The organism is Streptomyces sp. NPDC087310 (genome assembly GCF_044744405.1).
Classification (GTDB): Bacteria; Actinomycetota; Actinomycetes; order Streptomycetales; family Streptomycetaceae; genus Streptomyces.
On record NZ_JBIUYF010000004.1, the window covers coordinates 695004 to 711573 of the forward strand.

7 protein-coding genes are annotated in these 16570 nt (G+C 69.0%); 3 read left to right on the forward strand and 4 right to left on the reverse strand.

The genetic code is table 11. The features are described 5' to 3' along the window. The first annotated feature begins 28 nt into the window (after nt 1–28). Nucleotides 29–3049 (forward strand): SNF2-related protein, encoded by a 3021-nt coding sequence (locus ACIO3P_RS18320; protein WP_401851464.1) that lies wholly within the window; start codon nt 29–31, stop codon nt 3047–3049. Nucleotide 3050: 1 nt separating this feature from the next. Further along, complete coding sequence (locus ACIO3P_RS18325; protein WP_401851461.1) at nt 3051–8471, forward strand: hypothetical protein; 5421 nt, start codon at nt 3051–3053, stop codon at nt 8469–8471. Nucleotides 8472–8517: 46 nt separating this feature from the next. Here the strand turns inward: ACIO3P_RS18325 and ACIO3P_RS18330 are convergent, their stop codons facing one another. The 4 genes from ACIO3P_RS18330 to ACIO3P_RS18345 form a co-directional block, all read right to left on the reverse strand. Further along, on the reverse strand, nt 8518–8706 hold the full coding sequence (locus ACIO3P_RS18330) for a DUF397 domain-containing protein (RefSeq protein ID WP_401851458.1): 189 nt from the start codon (nt 8704–8706) through the stop codon (nt 8518–8520). Continuing rightward, nucleotides 8703–9554, reverse strand: a complete 852-nt coding sequence (locus tag ACIO3P_RS18335; protein ID WP_401851456.1) for a helix-turn-helix domain-containing protein — start codon at nt 9552–9554, stop codon at nt 8703–8705. Before ACIO3P_RS18335 ends, ACIO3P_RS18330 begins: the two co-directional genes overlap by 4 nt. A 694-nt stretch (nt 9555–10248) precedes the next feature. Then, nucleotides 10249–11898 carry a S1 family peptidase gene (locus ACIO3P_RS18340; protein WP_401851453.1) on the reverse strand — a complete coding sequence of 550 codons (1650 nt, stop codon included), beginning with the start codon at nt 11896–11898 and terminating at the stop codon, nt 10249–10251. Between the two features lie 164 nt (nt 11899–12062). After that, a complete protein-coding gene (locus ACIO3P_RS18345; RefSeq protein ID WP_401851452.1) occupies nt 12063–12533 on the reverse strand; it encodes a hypothetical protein in 471 nt (156 codons plus the stop codon). Between the two features lie 580 nt (nt 12534–13113). Here ACIO3P_RS18345 and ACIO3P_RS18350 point away from each other — a divergent pair. After that, nucleotides 13114–16566 (forward strand): ALF repeat-containing protein, encoded by a 3453-nt coding sequence (locus ACIO3P_RS18350; RefSeq protein ID WP_401851450.1) that lies wholly within the window; start codon nt 13114–13116, stop codon nt 16564–16566. Nucleotides 16567–16570 lie beyond the last annotated feature (4 nt).

Sequence of the window (16570 nt, forward strand, 5' to 3'; positions counted from 1 at the left end):
GACCAACGGAAGACGAAAGGGGCCGTGGGTGACCGACCAGGGGGTGACGCAGGAGGGGACCCGGTTCCCGCCGGGGGCGCAGATCCTCGTACGGGACGAGGAGTGGCTCGTCCGCAACACCACGACGACCGACCACGACGGGGAGCGGATCGAAGCGGTCGGCGTCTCCGAGTTCGTCCGGGACGAGGAAGCCGTCTTCTTCAGCGGGATCGACACGGTGGAACTTCTCGACCCGGAGAAGACCCGCCTGGTCCCCGACACCTCCTCGTACTTCCGGCGCAGCCGCCTCTTCCTCGAAGCCGTGCTGCGCAAGACGCCGCTGCCCCAGTCGGAGCGGGGCCTCGCCCTCGCGGACCGCTTCCTGCTGGACCCGCTCGTCTACCAGCAGCGCCCCGCGGAACTCGCCCTGTCCCTGCGCAACCTCCGCCCGCGGGTCCTGATCGCCGACGTCGTGGGTCTCGGCAAGACACTGGAGATCGGCCTGACCCTCGCGGAGCTCATCCGCCGCGGCCGTGGCGAGCGCATCCTGGTCGTGACCCCGCAGAGCATCCTGGAACAGTTCCAGCACGAGCTGTGGACCCGGTTCTCGATCCCGCTCGTGCGGCTCGACTCGCTCGGCATCCAGCGCGTCCAGCGGGAGCTCCCGGCGGGCCGGAACCCGTTCACGCACTACAAACGCGTGATCATCTCCGTGGACACGCTCAAGAACATCGGCCAGTACCGGCACCACCTGGAGCGCATCCGGTGGGACGCCGTCGTCATCGACGAGTCCCACAACCTGATCAACCCGGGCAGCCAGCGCCGTGCTCTCGCAGAGATCCTCGCACCGCGCACGGACGCCCTGCTGCTCGCCAGCGCCACCCCGCACAACGGTGACAAGCGGTCCTTCGCCGACCTGATCTCCCTGCTCGACCCGGCCGCCATCGCCGACCGCGACCACTACGATCCGGCGGAGGACCTCGGCCACCTCTACATCCGGCGGACCAAGATCAGCCCCGAGGTCCGGGACGAGATGGGCACCGAGTGGCCCGACCGCGGTCCCACCGTCTCCCTGCACTGCTCCGCCACCGAGGCGGAGGAACGGGTCTTCGCCGAGCTGGCCGAGCACTGGATCCCCGCGGCGCCGCGCAGCACGGAGTTCGGCACGGCCGGCGAGGACCCCGTCTCGGTCGCCGCCGAGCCGGTCTTCGCCTACAACCTGCTCAAGACGTTCCTCTCCTCCCACGTCGCGCTCGGCGAGACGGTCGCCAACCGCGTCACCGCGCTCGGCGAGCGGGTGCGCAAGGCCGAGGAGAAGGGGCTGCGGCCCGACCCGGCCATCGCTCCCGAGCAGGCCGCCCTTGCCCGGCTGCGGGAGATCGTCGCCGGTATGGGTGACGGCACCGCGCCCGGCGACTCCGCCAAACTGGACGCGCTCGTCGACCAGTTGAAGGAGATCGGCGTCGGCCCCCGGTCCACCACCCGGGCCGTGGTCTTCTCCGAACGCGTCCGCACGCTGACCTGGCTGGCCGCGGTCGTCCCCGCCCGGCTGGGCTTCCCGGTCGGAGCCGACGGCTCGGCGAAGGCGGCGACCGTGATGCACGGCGGTCTCAGCGACGACGAACAGGCCAAGGTCCTGGAGGCGTTCGGCCTCGCCGACACCCCGGTCCGGCTGCTGTTCACCGGTGACGTCGCCTCCGAGGGCGTCAACCTGCACCGCCAGTGCCACCATCTGATCCACTACGACATCCCGTGGTCGCTGATCCGCATCGAGCAGCGCAACGGCCGTATCGACCGGTACGGCCAGAAGTACGAGCCCCAGTTCCGGGCACTGATCCTCACCTCGGCCGTCCCTGGGGCGAAGGACGACGGCACGGTCGCCGAGAAGCTGCTCCGCCGTGAGGAGGAGGCGCACAAACTGGACGGCACGGCCGAGGCCGTGTCCGGTTTCTACCGTGCCGAGGAGGAGGAACGCCGGCTCATCAGGGAGCTGGTCCGGGGCGGCACCGTCGAGGAGTTCCTGGAGTACGCCCCCGACGACGACACCACCCTCGCCGATCTGTTCGGCCAGGTGGACACGGTCACCGAGCAGGAGCTGCCCGCCCGCGCCGAGTTGGTCTCGCTCTTCGAGGGCGACACGGCCGACTTCGTCTCCACCGCCCTCGACGAGGTCTACGAGGAGCGCGCCGAGCACACGATCGGCCTGTCCTCCGGCACCGACGCCAAGGGCGGCGCCTACTTCTCGCTCTCCCCGGCCCTCGCCCCCGACCTGCTCCACCGCCTCAAGGCCCTGCCGCCCTCCTACCTCAAGGAGCAGCGCGTCGCCGAGCGGATGCTGGTCACCTTCGACCGCCCCCTCGCGCAGCGCAAGCTCACCGAGGCCAGGGACAGCTCCACCACCATGTGGCCCGACGTCTCCTTCCTCACCGACATCCACCCGGTGGTCGAGTGGCTGACGGACAAGGTCCTCGTCGAGTTCGGCCGGCAGGAAGCCCCGGTCATCACCACACCGCACGTCGACGGCCCGGTCTTCCTCGTCCAGGGCATCCACTCCAACGCCCTCGGCCGCCCCACCGTGGTGCGCTGGATGGCCGTGACCGGGCTCGCCGCCGACGGCACGGGGACACCCGAAGTGCGCCCCATGGCCGACGCGCTCCGCGACGCGAAGGTCGGCCCGCGACTGGCCCGCACGGGCGGCCCACGCGGCCTGGACCGGCTCCAGGCCCTCGTCCCGGCCGCCGTCGCCGCGGCCCGCCACCACCTGGACGAGGGAAGGGCCCAGTGGGAGGAGCGGATCAGCGAGCCGCTGGCCGCCTACCGCGACCATGTCGCCAAGTGGCGTACGGACTCCCTGCTGCCCGGCGTCACGGGCCGCCGTGAACGCCTCGTCGAGGAGACCGCCGACGAACTGGCCCGGCTCCTCGACCAGCTGCACACCACCGGCCGCCCCCTGCTGCGCGTCCTGGCCGTCCTCGACCGCCCCGGCGCCCCGGACGCCCCCGGGGACGAGCCCCCGGGCGGGACCACCGCATCCGGCGCCCACCCGTCCGACGACCAGGCGGAGAACTGACGTGACGTACGACTCGCTGGTCAACCACGGTGACTACCTCTCGCCCCACTACCTCGCCGAAGTCCTCCCCAAGGACCTCAAGGCGAAGGACGGCCTCCTCGTCCGCTGGGCCGCCTTCGAGGAGGAGGAACGCCGCCGCCACGCCGACGCCGTCGCCGAGGCCGGGCGCCAAGGGCTCGGCTCCGACTCCGTACCCCCGCGCGCCCGCACCCCCCGCGAGGGACTGCGCGCCCTGCACGGCCCCTACTTCGCGGGCCGCGCCGCCCTCGCCGAGGACGCGGAAGCCCTCGCCGAACCCGACGCGCCCCACCCGGAGGGCTGGCGGAAGCGGTTCACCGAACTGCACCTGGACACCCTGCGTGCCCTCGGTTATGCCGACGCCCACGAGCAGACCGTCACCGTCCACCGCGCCGACCACGCGTACACCGTCCAGGCCGTCCACGCCGAGCCCGGCCTGTACGCGGTCTCCTGCGGCTGGACCACCGAGCCCGACGCCGCCCTCGACCCGGACGGCGCGGGCCGCCTCCTCCATCCGGTGGAGCTGGAGGCGTCGGCGGCCCCCCTCCAAGACGCCAAGGCCCTCACCGACTTCCTCTTCGCCTGCGACGCACCCCCGCGCTACGTCCTCCTCCTCGTGGGCGGCGTCGTCGTCCTCGCCGACCGCCTGACCTGGCCCGAGGGCCGCTACCTGGCCGCCGACCTCGACGCGGCCCTCCACCGCCGCGACGACCGCCACGGCGGCGAACTCGACACACTGGCCGCGCTGTTCGGCGCCGACTCGCTGCGCGTCCCCACCGAGGGCGGTACCGCGCCGCTCGTCTCCTTCCTCGACCGGTCGGGCAAGCACGCAGTCGGCGTCTCCACCGAACTGCGCGAGGGCCTGCGCCTGAGCGTCGAGTGGATCGCCAACGAGGTCCTGGACCGCCTGCGCGAACCGGGGAACGGCGTCACCCCGGCCGACCTGGACGACCCGGCCCGGCTGGCCAAGGAGCTCAGCCGCGAGTCGCTGCGCTACCTGTACCGGATCCTGTTCCTCCTGTACGCCGAGGCCAGCCCCGCCCTGGGTATCCTGCCCTCCGACTACCCCGAGTACGAGCAGGGCTACGGCCTCCAGCGCCTCGGCGACCTCGTTCTGCGGGACCTCGTCGGCGAGCGCTCCCGGCGCGGTTTCCACCTCTACGAGTCGCTGAACCTGCTTTTCGACAAGGTCGAGAACGGCCATCGGCGTTACGGCACCGAGCCCGAGGACCTGGCCGCGGAGGCCGCCGCCCGCGAGGCGGCCGAGGCGGAGAGCGAGGCGGCCGACCTGCTCGCCACCGGGGCGATCACCCCGGCCGAGCACACCGAGCGCGTCCGCGAGGCCGACCGCGCCCGCCGCGCCGCCGCCCGCAGCACCAGTGCGGGCCTGCGGTTCGAGGCCCTGCACTCCGAGCTGTTCACCAAGGAGGCCGTCCGGCTCATCGCGGACGACCGGATCGAGAACCCGGCCCACCGGTGCGGCGAGGGGGAGAAGCGCCGCCCGTTCCTGGACACCCGGCTGCGCAACGAGACCCTGCACAAGGTGCTCCGCCGCCTGATGCTGACCAAGGGCAGGGGAAAGGAACGCGGCGGCTTCATCTCCTACGCCCAGCTCGGCATCAACCAGCTCGGCGCGGTGTACGAGGGCCTGATGTCCTACACCGGCTCCATCGCCGAGGAGGATCTGTACGAGGTCGCCAAGGGCGGCGACCCCTCGGGCGGAAGCTGGACGATCCCCGCCTCCCGCGCCCAGGACTACGACGACGACGTCTTCGTCAAGCGCACGGACGAGGAGACCGGCCGCCGGGAGCGGGTCGTCCACCCCAGGGGCTCGTTCGTCTACCGCCTGGCCGGCCGCGACCGCCAGACCTCGGCCTCGTACTACACCCCGAAGTCCCTCACCGAGGTCACGGTCGAACTGGCCCTCAGACACCGGCTCGACCAGCACGACACCGTCACCCCGGCCAGGGAGCTCCTGGGGTGGAAGATCTGCGAACCCGCCCTCGGCTCGGGCGCGTTCCTCAACGAGGCCATCGACCAGGTGGCCGCCGAGTACCTGCGCCGGCGCGAACGGGAACTGGGCCGCCGGGTGGACCCCGAGCTGCGGCAGATCGAGCTCCAGAAGGCCAAGGCGTACATCGCCCTGCACAACGCGTACGGGGTCGACCTCAACGCCACGGCGGTGGAACTCGCCGAGGTCTCCCTCTGGCTCAACTCCATGCACCCGGGCATGCGGGCCCCCTGGTTCGGCCTGCACCTACGGCGCGGCAACTCGCTCATCGGCGCGGGCCGCAAGGTCTACCGGGCCGATGTCCTCACCGGCGGCCAGTGGCTGGCGAAGAAGGGCACCCTGCCGCCGACCGACCTGCCGTTCCGGGACGGCCCGCTGCCCGAGGGCGCGGTGCACCAGTTCCTGCTGCCCGCGATCGGCTGGGGCGCGGTCGCCGGTGAACCGGAGGCGAAGAAGCTCGCGGAGGACGCCGCGAAGGCGCTGGGGCAGTGGCGCAAGGGCGCCCAGAAGGCCCCGAAGGGCCCGAAGCCGTTCCAGGAGCGTGGCGAGGAGACCGCCGAGGCACGGCGCAAGCGCTACGACCGGTGGCACAAGGCGGCGGAGAAGACCGAACTGGGCCGGTTGCAGGGCGTGGCCCGGCGCGCCGAGTTCCTGTGGTCGCTGGTCGCCACCCGCCTGGAACTCTCCGAGCGGGCGGTCGCCCGCCGGATCGACGTGTGGGGCGCGGACTGGCTGAAGCAGTCCTCGGAGGCCCAGGACAAGCAGAAGGTCCTCGACGACCTGACCCGCCACGGCACGCCGTACTGGCGGCTGAAGACCGTGATGGACGCGTGGTGCGCGCTGTGGTTCTGGCCGCTGGACAAGGTCGGCGAACTCGACGGCACGGCCCCGGAGTACGGGCTGGGCGGCGCCCTTGTGGACGAGTCGCCGGTGGCGGGGCTGCCGGGCGCCCGTACGGAGACCGGGGCCGGGCGGAGTTCGCCGGGCCCCAGGGCCGGCGGCCGGGAGCCGGAGCGCAGGACCATCCCGCTCCAGAGTCTCGGTGACTGGCTGGACTTCCTGGAGGGCGTTCTCGGCACGGCGGACATGCCCGAGAACTCCCTGCTCTCGGGCATCGAGAAGCTCACTCCTGACGAAGCACTGGGACGCCTGGGCGATGTGGAGGACTCTCTGGAGGGCTTCCTCGGCATGCGACCGGCGAGCCTGCTGCCGTTCCGCTACCCGTGGCTGAACACGGTCGAGGACATCGCGGGTCCGACCGAGAAGGACATAAAGGCGGAGGACGGCCACGGCTTCTTCCACTGGGAGCTGCACTTCGCGCATGTGTTCCGGGGGCCGGGGGGCGGGTTCGACCTTCAGGTGGGGAACCCGCCGTGGGTGCGGCCGAGGTGGGAGGAGAACCCCGTTCTCGCCGAGTACGAACCGTGGTTCATGCTCACCGAGAAGCCGACCAAGGCGGAACGCACGCGACGCCGTGACGAACTGCTGAAGTCGCGGCGCGCTCACGCGTTTCTACTCGCCGAACTCGCGTCGACGAGCGGCATGGGCGAGATGCTGGGCTCCGGCCCGGTGTACCCCCTGCTCACGGGAACCCAACCGGACCTGTACCGGGCGTTCATGTGCCAGACATGGCAGCACACGGCCCAGAACGGCTCCGTGGGTCTGGTCCACCCGGACTCGCACTTCAGCGGTGACAGGGAAGGGCGGCTGCGGGAGGCCGCGTACACCAGGCTGCGTGTTCATGGTGACTTCGTGAACCAGGGAAACCGCTTTTTCCCGCCGCCCGTCGGTCATGCGAGCCATTTCGGCGTACACATCTACGGGCAGGCGGGTGAGATCGGCTTCGACCATCTGTCGTGGCTCGTATCCGTGGACGCGTTGCGCTTGTCGGATCAGGATGACGGTACGGCTCCGGACCCCGGCGTCAAGTACAACGGGAGCTGGGACGAACGCCCCCACCGCAAGCGGATCGTCCGGGTGGACGAGACGATGCTCGCCCGGTGGCAGAAGCTGACCGGCGACGAGGCACAGCCCGTGCGTCAGGCACGGCTGCTGTCGCCGGTGAGTACGGCGGAGGCGCAGGCGATCGATGCACTGGCGGACTACCCACTGCGGCTTGCGGAGTACGAGCCGCAGATCAGCAGCGGTTTCCACGAGAGCGGGGCCAAGGCGGCCGACCTCATCGACTACAACAAGCCGGATGCTTCGGGCGTGGTCCGGCGGCCGGCCGACTGGTCCAAGGTGATCCTCAAGGGCCCGCAGATCGGCCTGGCCAACCCCCTGTTCAAGCAGCCGAGTCAGGGTGGAGGCGAACTTCTGGGCCTCAACCCGGTGACGCTGGCGGACGACGCCGTGCCCGAGTCCGAATACGTGTACGTCGCGAAGCCCGAGGTGTACCGGGCCGCACAGGACGTGTGGAGCGACGGCAGGACAATGGACCAGCTCAAGGCGTCCGAGCGTGAGGTGACGCGGGCGCGGAACACGGCGGCTGGGCGCTTCGGGGTGGCATCCACGGAGGTCACCGAGGAGCAGGTACAGGCGGAGCTGCTGCGACGGCTGCGGAGGCCGTATACGGAGTTCTACCGGGTTGCGTGGCGGGAGTTCATTGCGCCTGATACCGAGCGGAGCTTGTACGCGGTGATTGCTCCCCCGGGGCCCGCTCACATCCACGCGATCCGGAGTGCCGCCTTGGGCGACTCCCGAACCACTGCTCTTGCGGCGGGATTCTGGTCCGGTATCCCGGTCGACTATCTGCTCCGTACTACGCGTGTCAGGCACCTTGATGTCGCACAGGCCCGAAGGCTTCCTGTCCCGATTGGGAACCACCCACTGGCATCCCCATTGCTACTTCGAACGCTGAGGCTTAATTGCTTGACCTCTGCCTACGCGGAGTTGTGGGAGGAGCTGTACGAGCCGACGTGGCCCGGGTACGAACCGTGGGCAGTGGAGTGGCCGGATATGCAGCCACTCCACGAAGTCGGTCCAACATGGGGGCGGGCGACCCCGCTCCGAAACGAGCGGGCACGCAGGGCCGCGCTAGTGGAGATTGACGCCCTGGTCGCTGTCTGGCTCGGAGTGAGTGCTGATGCTCTAACGGCCATGTACAAGTCCCGTTACCCGATCATGCAGGAGTTCGACGCGGTCACTTGGTTCGACGCCAATGAGCGGAAGATCGCCGGGTATCGTCACACCTACGGCTTCGGCCAGGCCAAGGAGCACTACGAGCACTTCCTCGCCTTCCAGAAGAAGGAGCGGCACGAGCCCCCCGAGGGTTACACCGCCCCCTTCTACAAGGCGAACCGCGAGAAGGAGATGCGCGCAGCGCACGTCTACTTCTCCGCGCGGCTTCAGGAGGCCGTTGACAAGGGCAAGTGGACGCCGCCCGCCCGGTGAAACGGCAGCACCCCGCACCGGATTCGTCCGGCGCGGGGCGTGAGGCTCACCCCTGGGCGGCGTAGGTGATGAAGTCGCTCCAGGCGATAGAGGAGAGAGTGAGTTCGGGGCTCCGCCGATCCTTGGAGTCCCGGACGTGGATCGCCTGGGTGTCTTTCGCCACCTCGACGCAGGCGTCACCGTCGGAACCGCTGTAGCTGCTCTTGAACCAAGCCCGTTCGTCGATGCTGCTCATAGCGCTCCTCGCAGTTGCTTCAGCAGGCCCTTGGAGTCCTCGGAGGTGAGAGCCTGTGAGCGCAGTTTCGCATACCGCTGGAGCATGATGCTGACCTCCTTCGGGTCCGAGATCAGCATGCCGCCACGCTGGCCCTCCGCATACCCGAACCACTTGTTGTCCGGGGACTCCAGGAGCATCAACGGTCCGTCGAACCCGGCATGATCCGGCTGGTGGCGTGGCATGATCTGCAACTCGACATTGAACTGCGACGACCGCTCCAGGAGGCTGTCGAGCAGTTCCCGCATCACGTCAGGACCACCCGTGCCGCGCTCGACAAGCGACTGCTCGATGATGAAGCTGAAGGCGATCGGCGGCTTGCGCTCGAAGAGTTGCTGGCGCTCCAATCGAGCCGCGACCTGCTTGGCCACCTGCTCCTCATCCTTCACGGGCGGCACGCTCTCGGTCACGGCGCGGGCGTACCGCTCGGTCTGGAGCAGTCCGGGAATCACCCGGCACTCGTACGTCCACAAGGTCATGGCCGTCGCCTCCAGCCGCGCCCACTGCCGGAACCAACTCGCCAGTCCCGCCTGGCGTGACAGATGCGGCGCCGCCTTCCGCAGCGCCCCCGTGTTGCCCAGGGCCTCCTCCGCGCGTTCCACGAAGTCGCTGTCCGGCATACGGCGGCCCTGCTCGACCGAGGCGACCGTGTGCTTCGAGAAGCGGACCAGGGTGCCGAACTCCTCGCGGCTCAGGCCCGCGTGTTCCCGTAAAGCCTGGACGACCGCGCCGAAGGTGCGCAGACTGTCCGACGCTCCTGGTTCCGAGCCACCCGCCCCCGTACCGCCGTCCGTGTTCTCGTAGGCCACCGCCGGACACCTCCCGTGCCACCCGCCCGCCGAACCGCTTCCGACCCAGGGATCGTTACACACCGTAACGCGTACCGTCCACCGAACGTGCTCGTACGCTGACGCTGCGTACGCGAAACGGGCTGCGGTTCGCCGCGATGGGCGCGCACGGCTTCGAGCAGGCGTGTCCGTGTGCGAAGGGCGCGGCGTCGGCCGCCAAGAGCGATCCCCGGCATGGTAAGAGACGCCCGGCATGTTCGTGGTGCGGCAGGATTCGTGGACCGTCCGGAACTGGCCCCCTCCTCACTCACCGCTTGAAGGGGGCGCAGCTACAAGACCACCGCCGCGGACCTGTCGGCCCTGATCCGGACCGCGAACGACGAGGCCGACTACCACTCCGAGTACAAACGACTGGAGCGGGCGCCGTTTCGACCTGGCCCGCACCCTCGTTCGCACGGGTGATCCGTCCGTGCCTCGACCGGTCCGTCCATGGCGGGAGTGCGGTGCCACCACACATCATTCCGTCCCGCCTTGAGCGGCACTTGTGATGACGACTGAACCGCCCAGGTTTGGCGGAGGCTACGGCGATCCCGGAACGGATCGTACTGAGCAGAAGCCGGCTACTTGGGCGGGGAAGTCACGTGTCACGTGGGTCGAATTCGGCATGGGCCCGCGAAGCAGAGTTCTCTCGCGGGCCCCGTTGAGGCTGGGAAGTTCAGCTTGTACTGCCGGTGATGGCAGCCATGGTGGGTGTGCCGGGGTATCCGGTGGGTTCGTCGGCGGCGTCCCAGGTGCCGTCAGCGTGGCGCAGAGCGTGTTTGATCCTGCCGTCGGTGGTGACGATGACGGTTTGGAACTCGCCGTTGACCGCGGCCGCGTCGACGCTGACCGAGGGCTGGTGGGGGCCGAGCTTTCCGCTGAGGTTGCCGAACGTGCCCCAGCTTCCGGTGTTGGCGCGGATGGCGTGTTTGATGTCGCCGGTGGGGCTGGAGAGGGCGATCTGGAGGTCGCCTCCGGTGCCGGCGAAGGCCATGCCGTTGATGGCGTCGAGTCCGGTGTCCAGGTTGCTGACGCGGCCCCAGGATTCGCTCCAGGTGCCGTCCGAATCGCGGATGGCGTGGTAGGCCTTCTTGTCGGCGACGACGCCTACGTGGGTCTGGCCGCCGGAGGTCTGGGAGGTGGTGACCTGGGTGGCGTTGCCGAGTGTGCCGAGTTTGGCGGTGACATCGCCCCACTTGGACCATTTCTCATTCGGGTCCTGGACGGCGTGGTAAATGCGGCCGTCGGCGAGGCCGATCAGGGCGAGTCCCTTGCCGGTGGAGGTGACGGCGACCCGGGTGAGTCCTGGTTTGGCGCCGAGTTCGGTGGTGAGGTCGCGGAAGGCTTCCCAGCCGCCTGTGGGACGGCGGTTGGCCTCGTAGAGGTGTCCGTCGCCGCCGAGGGCGAAGACGTAGTTCTTGCCGGATATCGCGGCGTCGGCGGCGAACTTCACGTCTTCGATGGTGCCGGCGGCCTTCTGTACGTCGCCGAAGCCGGACCAGTCGCCGTTGCTGTCGCGGATGGTGTGGTAGAGCCCGCTGGTTGTCTTGGTCACCATCTGTAGCTTCCAGGCGTTGAGCGTGGAGGCGGTGGATTCCCTGATCCAGGCGCGGATGTCGTCGACGCGGCCGGCGAGCGCGGCGGTGCGGGTCTCCTCGGAGCCGAGGCATCCGCCCTGCCACGATCTGCTGACGACACCGACCAGTTCCAGGCGGCCGTCCGTCTCCCTGAAGGTGGGCGCGCCGGTGTCGCCTTTGCAGACGGGGGTGCCGTCGATGCTGACGGTGGTGTCCTGGACCTCTCCGGTGGCGAAGGTGCCGGCGTGCAGGCGGTCCGGGATCCAGGTGTCCTTGGTGCGGCCGTACCCGGTGCCCTTGAGCGTCTCGCCCTGAGCGGGTGCGGTGGTGGCGGGGCGTAGGGGGGCGATGCCGTGGACAGGCGTCGCGAGCTTGGCCAGAACCACGTCCCGGTCCTGGCGGGGGATGAGGTGCACGATGTCGCGCACCTGGCCCGTCGTGCCGGTGAGATCTGTCCGGCCGATGGTCGCGGTGGACTTGCGGGCGGGAGCTCCGGTGGGGAGTGAAGCCGCCTGAGTGGGATCGTCGACGAAGCAGCTCGCGGCGCTGATCAGCCACTGGTTGTTGATCAGCGTGCCCGAACATGCCCGCACGCCCCCGATGTCCAGCCTTGCGGTGAACCCGTGGGCGCCGTCCGTCGCGGGATCGCCCGCCAGAGCCTGCGCGGAGGGGCCGGTGAGAACGCTCGCGGCGACAACTACCGAGAGGAGGCCGGCGGTCCGCGCCGCGCGCGGACGTCTGCTGTTCATAGAAGTTCCTTCATGCGATAGACGGGCATCTCGGTTCCGGCTTCTCCGGGACCGGGCCTGGCCGAGGGGGAGGCGCGGGCTGAGGCGATGGAAGGCCAGGCGTCTGCCGGCCGCTTCGACGGCTTGTTCCCTCGTGTTTCCGGTGCCGGGCGGGGGCTGGACGGTTATCCGGTGACGCGGATTTCGACGAGGACGGAACGGGCGCCCCCGATGGTGCCTTCGCCTACGCTCTGGTACCCGCCCTTCGGGACCGCGACGGTCTGTGTCTTGCCCTCGGCGGTGAGGTCCGCGCTGATGGGGTGGTCCACCGTCTCCAGAGCGAAGACCCTGGGGAGTTCCAGTGTGAGGTAGCCCGTCTTGCTGGTGGCCCGGAAGCAGTAGATCTCGTCTCTGCCGGCAGAGGGGTCCTCGACGGTGAGCACTCTGATCTGACTGGCTGACAGGTCACAGTCGGCCAGCAGGATCCGTCCGTCCCCCTTCTTCAGCTTGATGCCTCTGCTTGCCTCGATACCCGCAGCGCCGGGGTACGAGTAGTCCTCGACCGCCGCGGGCGGAATTCCGTCATCCGCGAGCTGCGCGGATGAATCGGAGGCAAAAGCCAAAGGAACGCCAACAAGTACCGCAAGGGAGCTCATTCCAAGAATGACAGATCTTCGAGCGCGCGAGACCAACGAAGTCACCTTTCGGGCATGGCGTCTGCACATGAAAGAGCCTCCGCCGTAATGTAATCAACTGGTAAAGATCATCACGGACGATATCTCGATGATTACACAACGTCAATGTGATCAAGGTCACTTGACGCGCCTGTATGTGTGGCCATATCCCCTCAAGGGGTGACTGGTCGATGCCTGGTCGGAGTCCCTTGAGGCTGGGGTGACTTGACTGCTTCGACCCGTCTGTGGTGGTGGTAAAAGGGGAACTTTCAGGGCGAAACTTCCGGGGTGAAGTTCCGGAATGCTTGAGGCTGAAAATGTAATGTTCTCGTAAAGGGTCGGTCGTTATGCTCTCGGCGCCGAGTAATGGCATCCAAGCCGCCGGTCGATGAGATGAGACTCTGTGAATCGAAGAAACAATTGGGGTATTGCGGGGCGGGCGCGGCGTGCGATACGCATGCTGAGCCTGGCCCTGCTTCCCCTGGCTCTTGTGGTGAGTTTGCTGGGTTCCACCCCTGCTGTGGCCGATGACGTACGTCCGGACGCTGGGCGGATTGCGGCTATGGCGGAGGCAACGCCGACTGATCGCGGCCAAGTGGTCGACTACTGGAAGGCGGGCGGTCCTGGTGTCAAGGCGGCGGCTGAGGCTGCGCTGACCGGCACCGACGGCGATGTGCAGGCGTTCCTCGCAGCGGTGGACGACCTGGCCTTCCAGGACGAACGCGTGAGCGTTGCCCAGCTTGCGAGCGTAGGTGGTACCGAGCTGTTGGCTGCCGCCCGTAAAGCCCTCGCAGGTACGAAGGAGGACTTGAAGAGCTTCCTCAGCTGGGGCTGGGAAGCCCCGATGGAGCAGGACCAACGGGTCCTCGTCGCCCAGATCATCGACGCGGGCGGCCCCATCGTTCAGGATGCCGGACGGGCCGCGCTGAGAGGCACGTCGGACGATGTCCGGAAGTTCCTCAAGGAGGGGCAGTACGCCCAGCGTGAGCAGGACGAGCGGGTCCAGCTCGCCCAGATCCTCAGCGTGGGCGGAACCAACGTGAGAGCGGCCGGGCGCATCGCGCTGAACGGCGGCGCCGAGGACATCCGGGAGTTCCTGGAGATCGGTCAGTTCGTCGCGCGTGACAAGGACCAGGAGCACGCCACCGTTGCCCAGCTCGCCGAGCAGGCGAAGGAAGCGGGCAGGCAGGCTGCCAAGGAGACCCGGTCCGCCAAGACCGAGTCCGCCAAAGCAGTTGAGTCCGCGCAGCTCGCGAAGGAAGCGGCACTGAAGGCCGCCTCCGAGGCCGAGGCCGCCAAGGGCGACACCGACAAGGCCGCGCGCGCCGCCAGCCGTGCGGCCAGCGCCGCAGCCCAGGGCGCCGCCGCCGCGCAGACGGCAATTACCGCCTCCCGGGCCGCGAACAACTCGGCACGCGTTGCTGCGAACGCCGCCTCCCAAGCGGCAGCCGCCGCCGCCGGCGCATCTCAGGCCGCGTCCCGGGCTCGTAGCGCGGCCGCCGATGCGGCCGTGGACGCGCAGAACGCGAGCGCCGCACGCCAGGCCGCTGAAAACGCCCGGAACGCGGCAAAGGGCGCCAACCTCGCCGCTGACGCCGCCGATGAGGCGTTCAAGGCCGCTTCCGCCGCCGGAGACGCCGCGCGCTCAGCGATAAGCGCGGGCACCAATGCGAATCTCGCGGCCAACGCCGCAGTCGAAGCGAGCGGCTACGCCGGCCAGTCCAGCGCCGCCGCCGCCGAAGCTCGCGCCGCCGCCGCTGCCACCAAGCGCCATGCCGCCGAGGCCAACCGTGCCGCCGCCGCCGCCGAAGCCCTGGCCCGCAAAGCGGCCACGGCCGCCGGCCAGGCACGTGACGCAGCCCGATCGGCAGCGACGCACGCCAACAACGCGGCCAAGGCCGCGGACGATGCCGCCGAACACGCGGGAGACGCCGCCGCAGCAGCCGGCAGGTCAACCGAGCACGCCAACGCCGCCACTGACGCCGCGAACGCGGCTACCGACGCCGTGATCAAAGCCCAAGAGGTCTACGCACTCGCGCGTGAGGTGGAGGCCGAGGAACTGCTGGGCCGGACCAACGCCGGTATCGAGCGTGCCAGGGACCAGAAAGAGGCCGACGACGCCCGGACCGATGCTCTGGCCGAGCTGGAGCAGGCGGTCAAGGACCGGAACGCCGAGCGGAACCGGCTGGTGGCCGAGGCCGCCAAGCCTGGCGCCGATCTCCAGGCCGTCGCCGACGAAGGCCGTGAACTGGCCGTGCTCGCGATGAAGAACGGTACCGCGTGGGGCCGGGCCGCGGCCGAGGCCGCCATTGCCGGTCCCGACGAGGTAGTCGTCGACTACCTGCGCAACGGCTGGAAGACCGCCCAGGAACAGGACGACCGCTCCTACGTGGAGCGCCTCGCCGAGGAAAGCGAGGTCGAGGAAGTCCGGGCCGCGGCCGAGGCCGCCCTCGACGGCGACACCGTAGCCATCACCGAATTCATCAACGACGGTCAGTACCAGGCCGGGGCCCAGGGTATGCGCGTCGCCATCGCCCAGGTGCTCTCCGGCGCAGGACCGAACCTCACCGAAGCCGGTCGAGAAGCCCTGGCCACAGGGGACCCCAAGAAGTACAGCCAGTTCCTGCTCAACACGCAGCTCACCGCGCGCACCCAGGATGAACGCGTCAGGGCGGCGCAGCTCATCGACAGCGGCGGCCCCGAGGTGCGGTCGGCAGGCCGAATCGCACTGGAAGGCTCCCCGCAGACACTGCACGCCTTCATCACCTCCGGCCAGTACAAGGCACAGCGCAAGGACCACCTCGCGGCCACCCATGTGGCCCAGGTCCAGAAGCTGATCGCCGAGGCAGCGAAAATCGCCGCCACCGCACAGCAGAACGCGGCGACTGCCCAGAAGGTCGCCGCCACCGCCCGCAAGGCGGCCGCCGAGGCGAACGACTGGGCGAAGAAGGCCGGCGCTTCAGCGGCCGAGGCACAAGGCCACGCTGTGAAGGCGGCCCAGTACGCCAAGGACGCCGAAGCCTCCGCAGCCAGCGCCGCCGCATCCGCCAAGACCGCCCGCGCCGCCGCGAACAGCGCAGACATCGCCGCCGACGACGCCGCCAGGTCAGCCGCGGACGCCACGCTCTCCTCGGAGACGGCCCAGGTTTCGGCGTCCAGCGCCTGGTACGCCGCCGACCAGGCGCGCCAGTCGGCGATCGCCGCCGGCGAAGACGCGGAGCAGGCACTCAAAGCAGCGACCGACGCCTTCACCATCGCCGTCAAGAAACAGAAAGAGGAAGAGGAAGCCCGGCGCAAGGCCGCGGTCGAGGCCAAGGAAAAGGCGAAGAACGACCCCGGAGCCCGCGCCCGCGAGATGTACCGCTGCGGCCAGGCATACATCCCCTGCGATCCACAAGGCTTCGCCCGCTGGTGCGTCCACAACGAGATCTACTGCGACATCCTCGCCTACGGCGACGATTTCGAAAGCGCCATGAACCACATATGGGATGGCGCCAAAGAACTCGCGGGCCTCGGCCAGCTCGAAAAGTGCATGGAACAGAAGGACTTCGAGCACTGCTCCAGCCTGGCGGTAGACGTACTCATCGGTGCGAAACTGAAAGCGCTCGACAAAGCCTACGACGCACTGAAACTGCTGAAACGCGGCTGCAAGGTCGCCGGCAAGGCGACGATACGGACTCTGGCCGCGTCCGCAGAAATTCCCTGTGGGGAGCACAGCGTTCCAGGCTTTCCACGGGCAGTCGAGCAGATCACGAACGGTCCGGGTGACTGTCAGGTTTGCGCTGAGCGAATCCGTGACAGTCTCGGGGATGGTAAGGTCATCCGATTTGGCTCGCCCGGCCCATTCTTCGGTAAGTACCGCGAACAGGACACCTACAACTGGGACAACGGCTATCATGCCGTAGTAGTACTCAATGGGCGCGTCTACGATGCCTTCACGTCGAAGGGCGGAGAAGCGATCGCCGAGTATAAAGGGAAATGGGAGTTCGGCGACGTGATCAATTTCGGGTTTTAGGGGA

Bases quoted from the DNA above. Each gene is read 5' to 3' on its own strand.
- ACIO3P_RS18330 (WP_401851458.1), bottom strand. From the start codon at position 8,706: ATGAGCAGCATCGACGAACGGGCTTGGTTCAAGAGCAGCTACAGCGGT.
- ACIO3P_RS18340 (WP_401851453.1), bottom strand. From the start codon at position 11,898: ATGAACAGCAGACGTCCGCGCGCGGCGCGGACCGCCGGCCTCCTCTCG.
- ACIO3P_RS18345 (WP_401851452.1), bottom strand. From the start codon at position 12,533: ATGAGCTCCCTTGCGGTACTTGTTGGCGTTCCTTTGGCTTTTGCCTCC.
- ACIO3P_RS18350 (WP_401851450.1), top strand. From the start codon at position 13,114: ATGGCGGAGGCAACGCCGACTGATCGCGGCCAAGTGGTCGACTACTGG.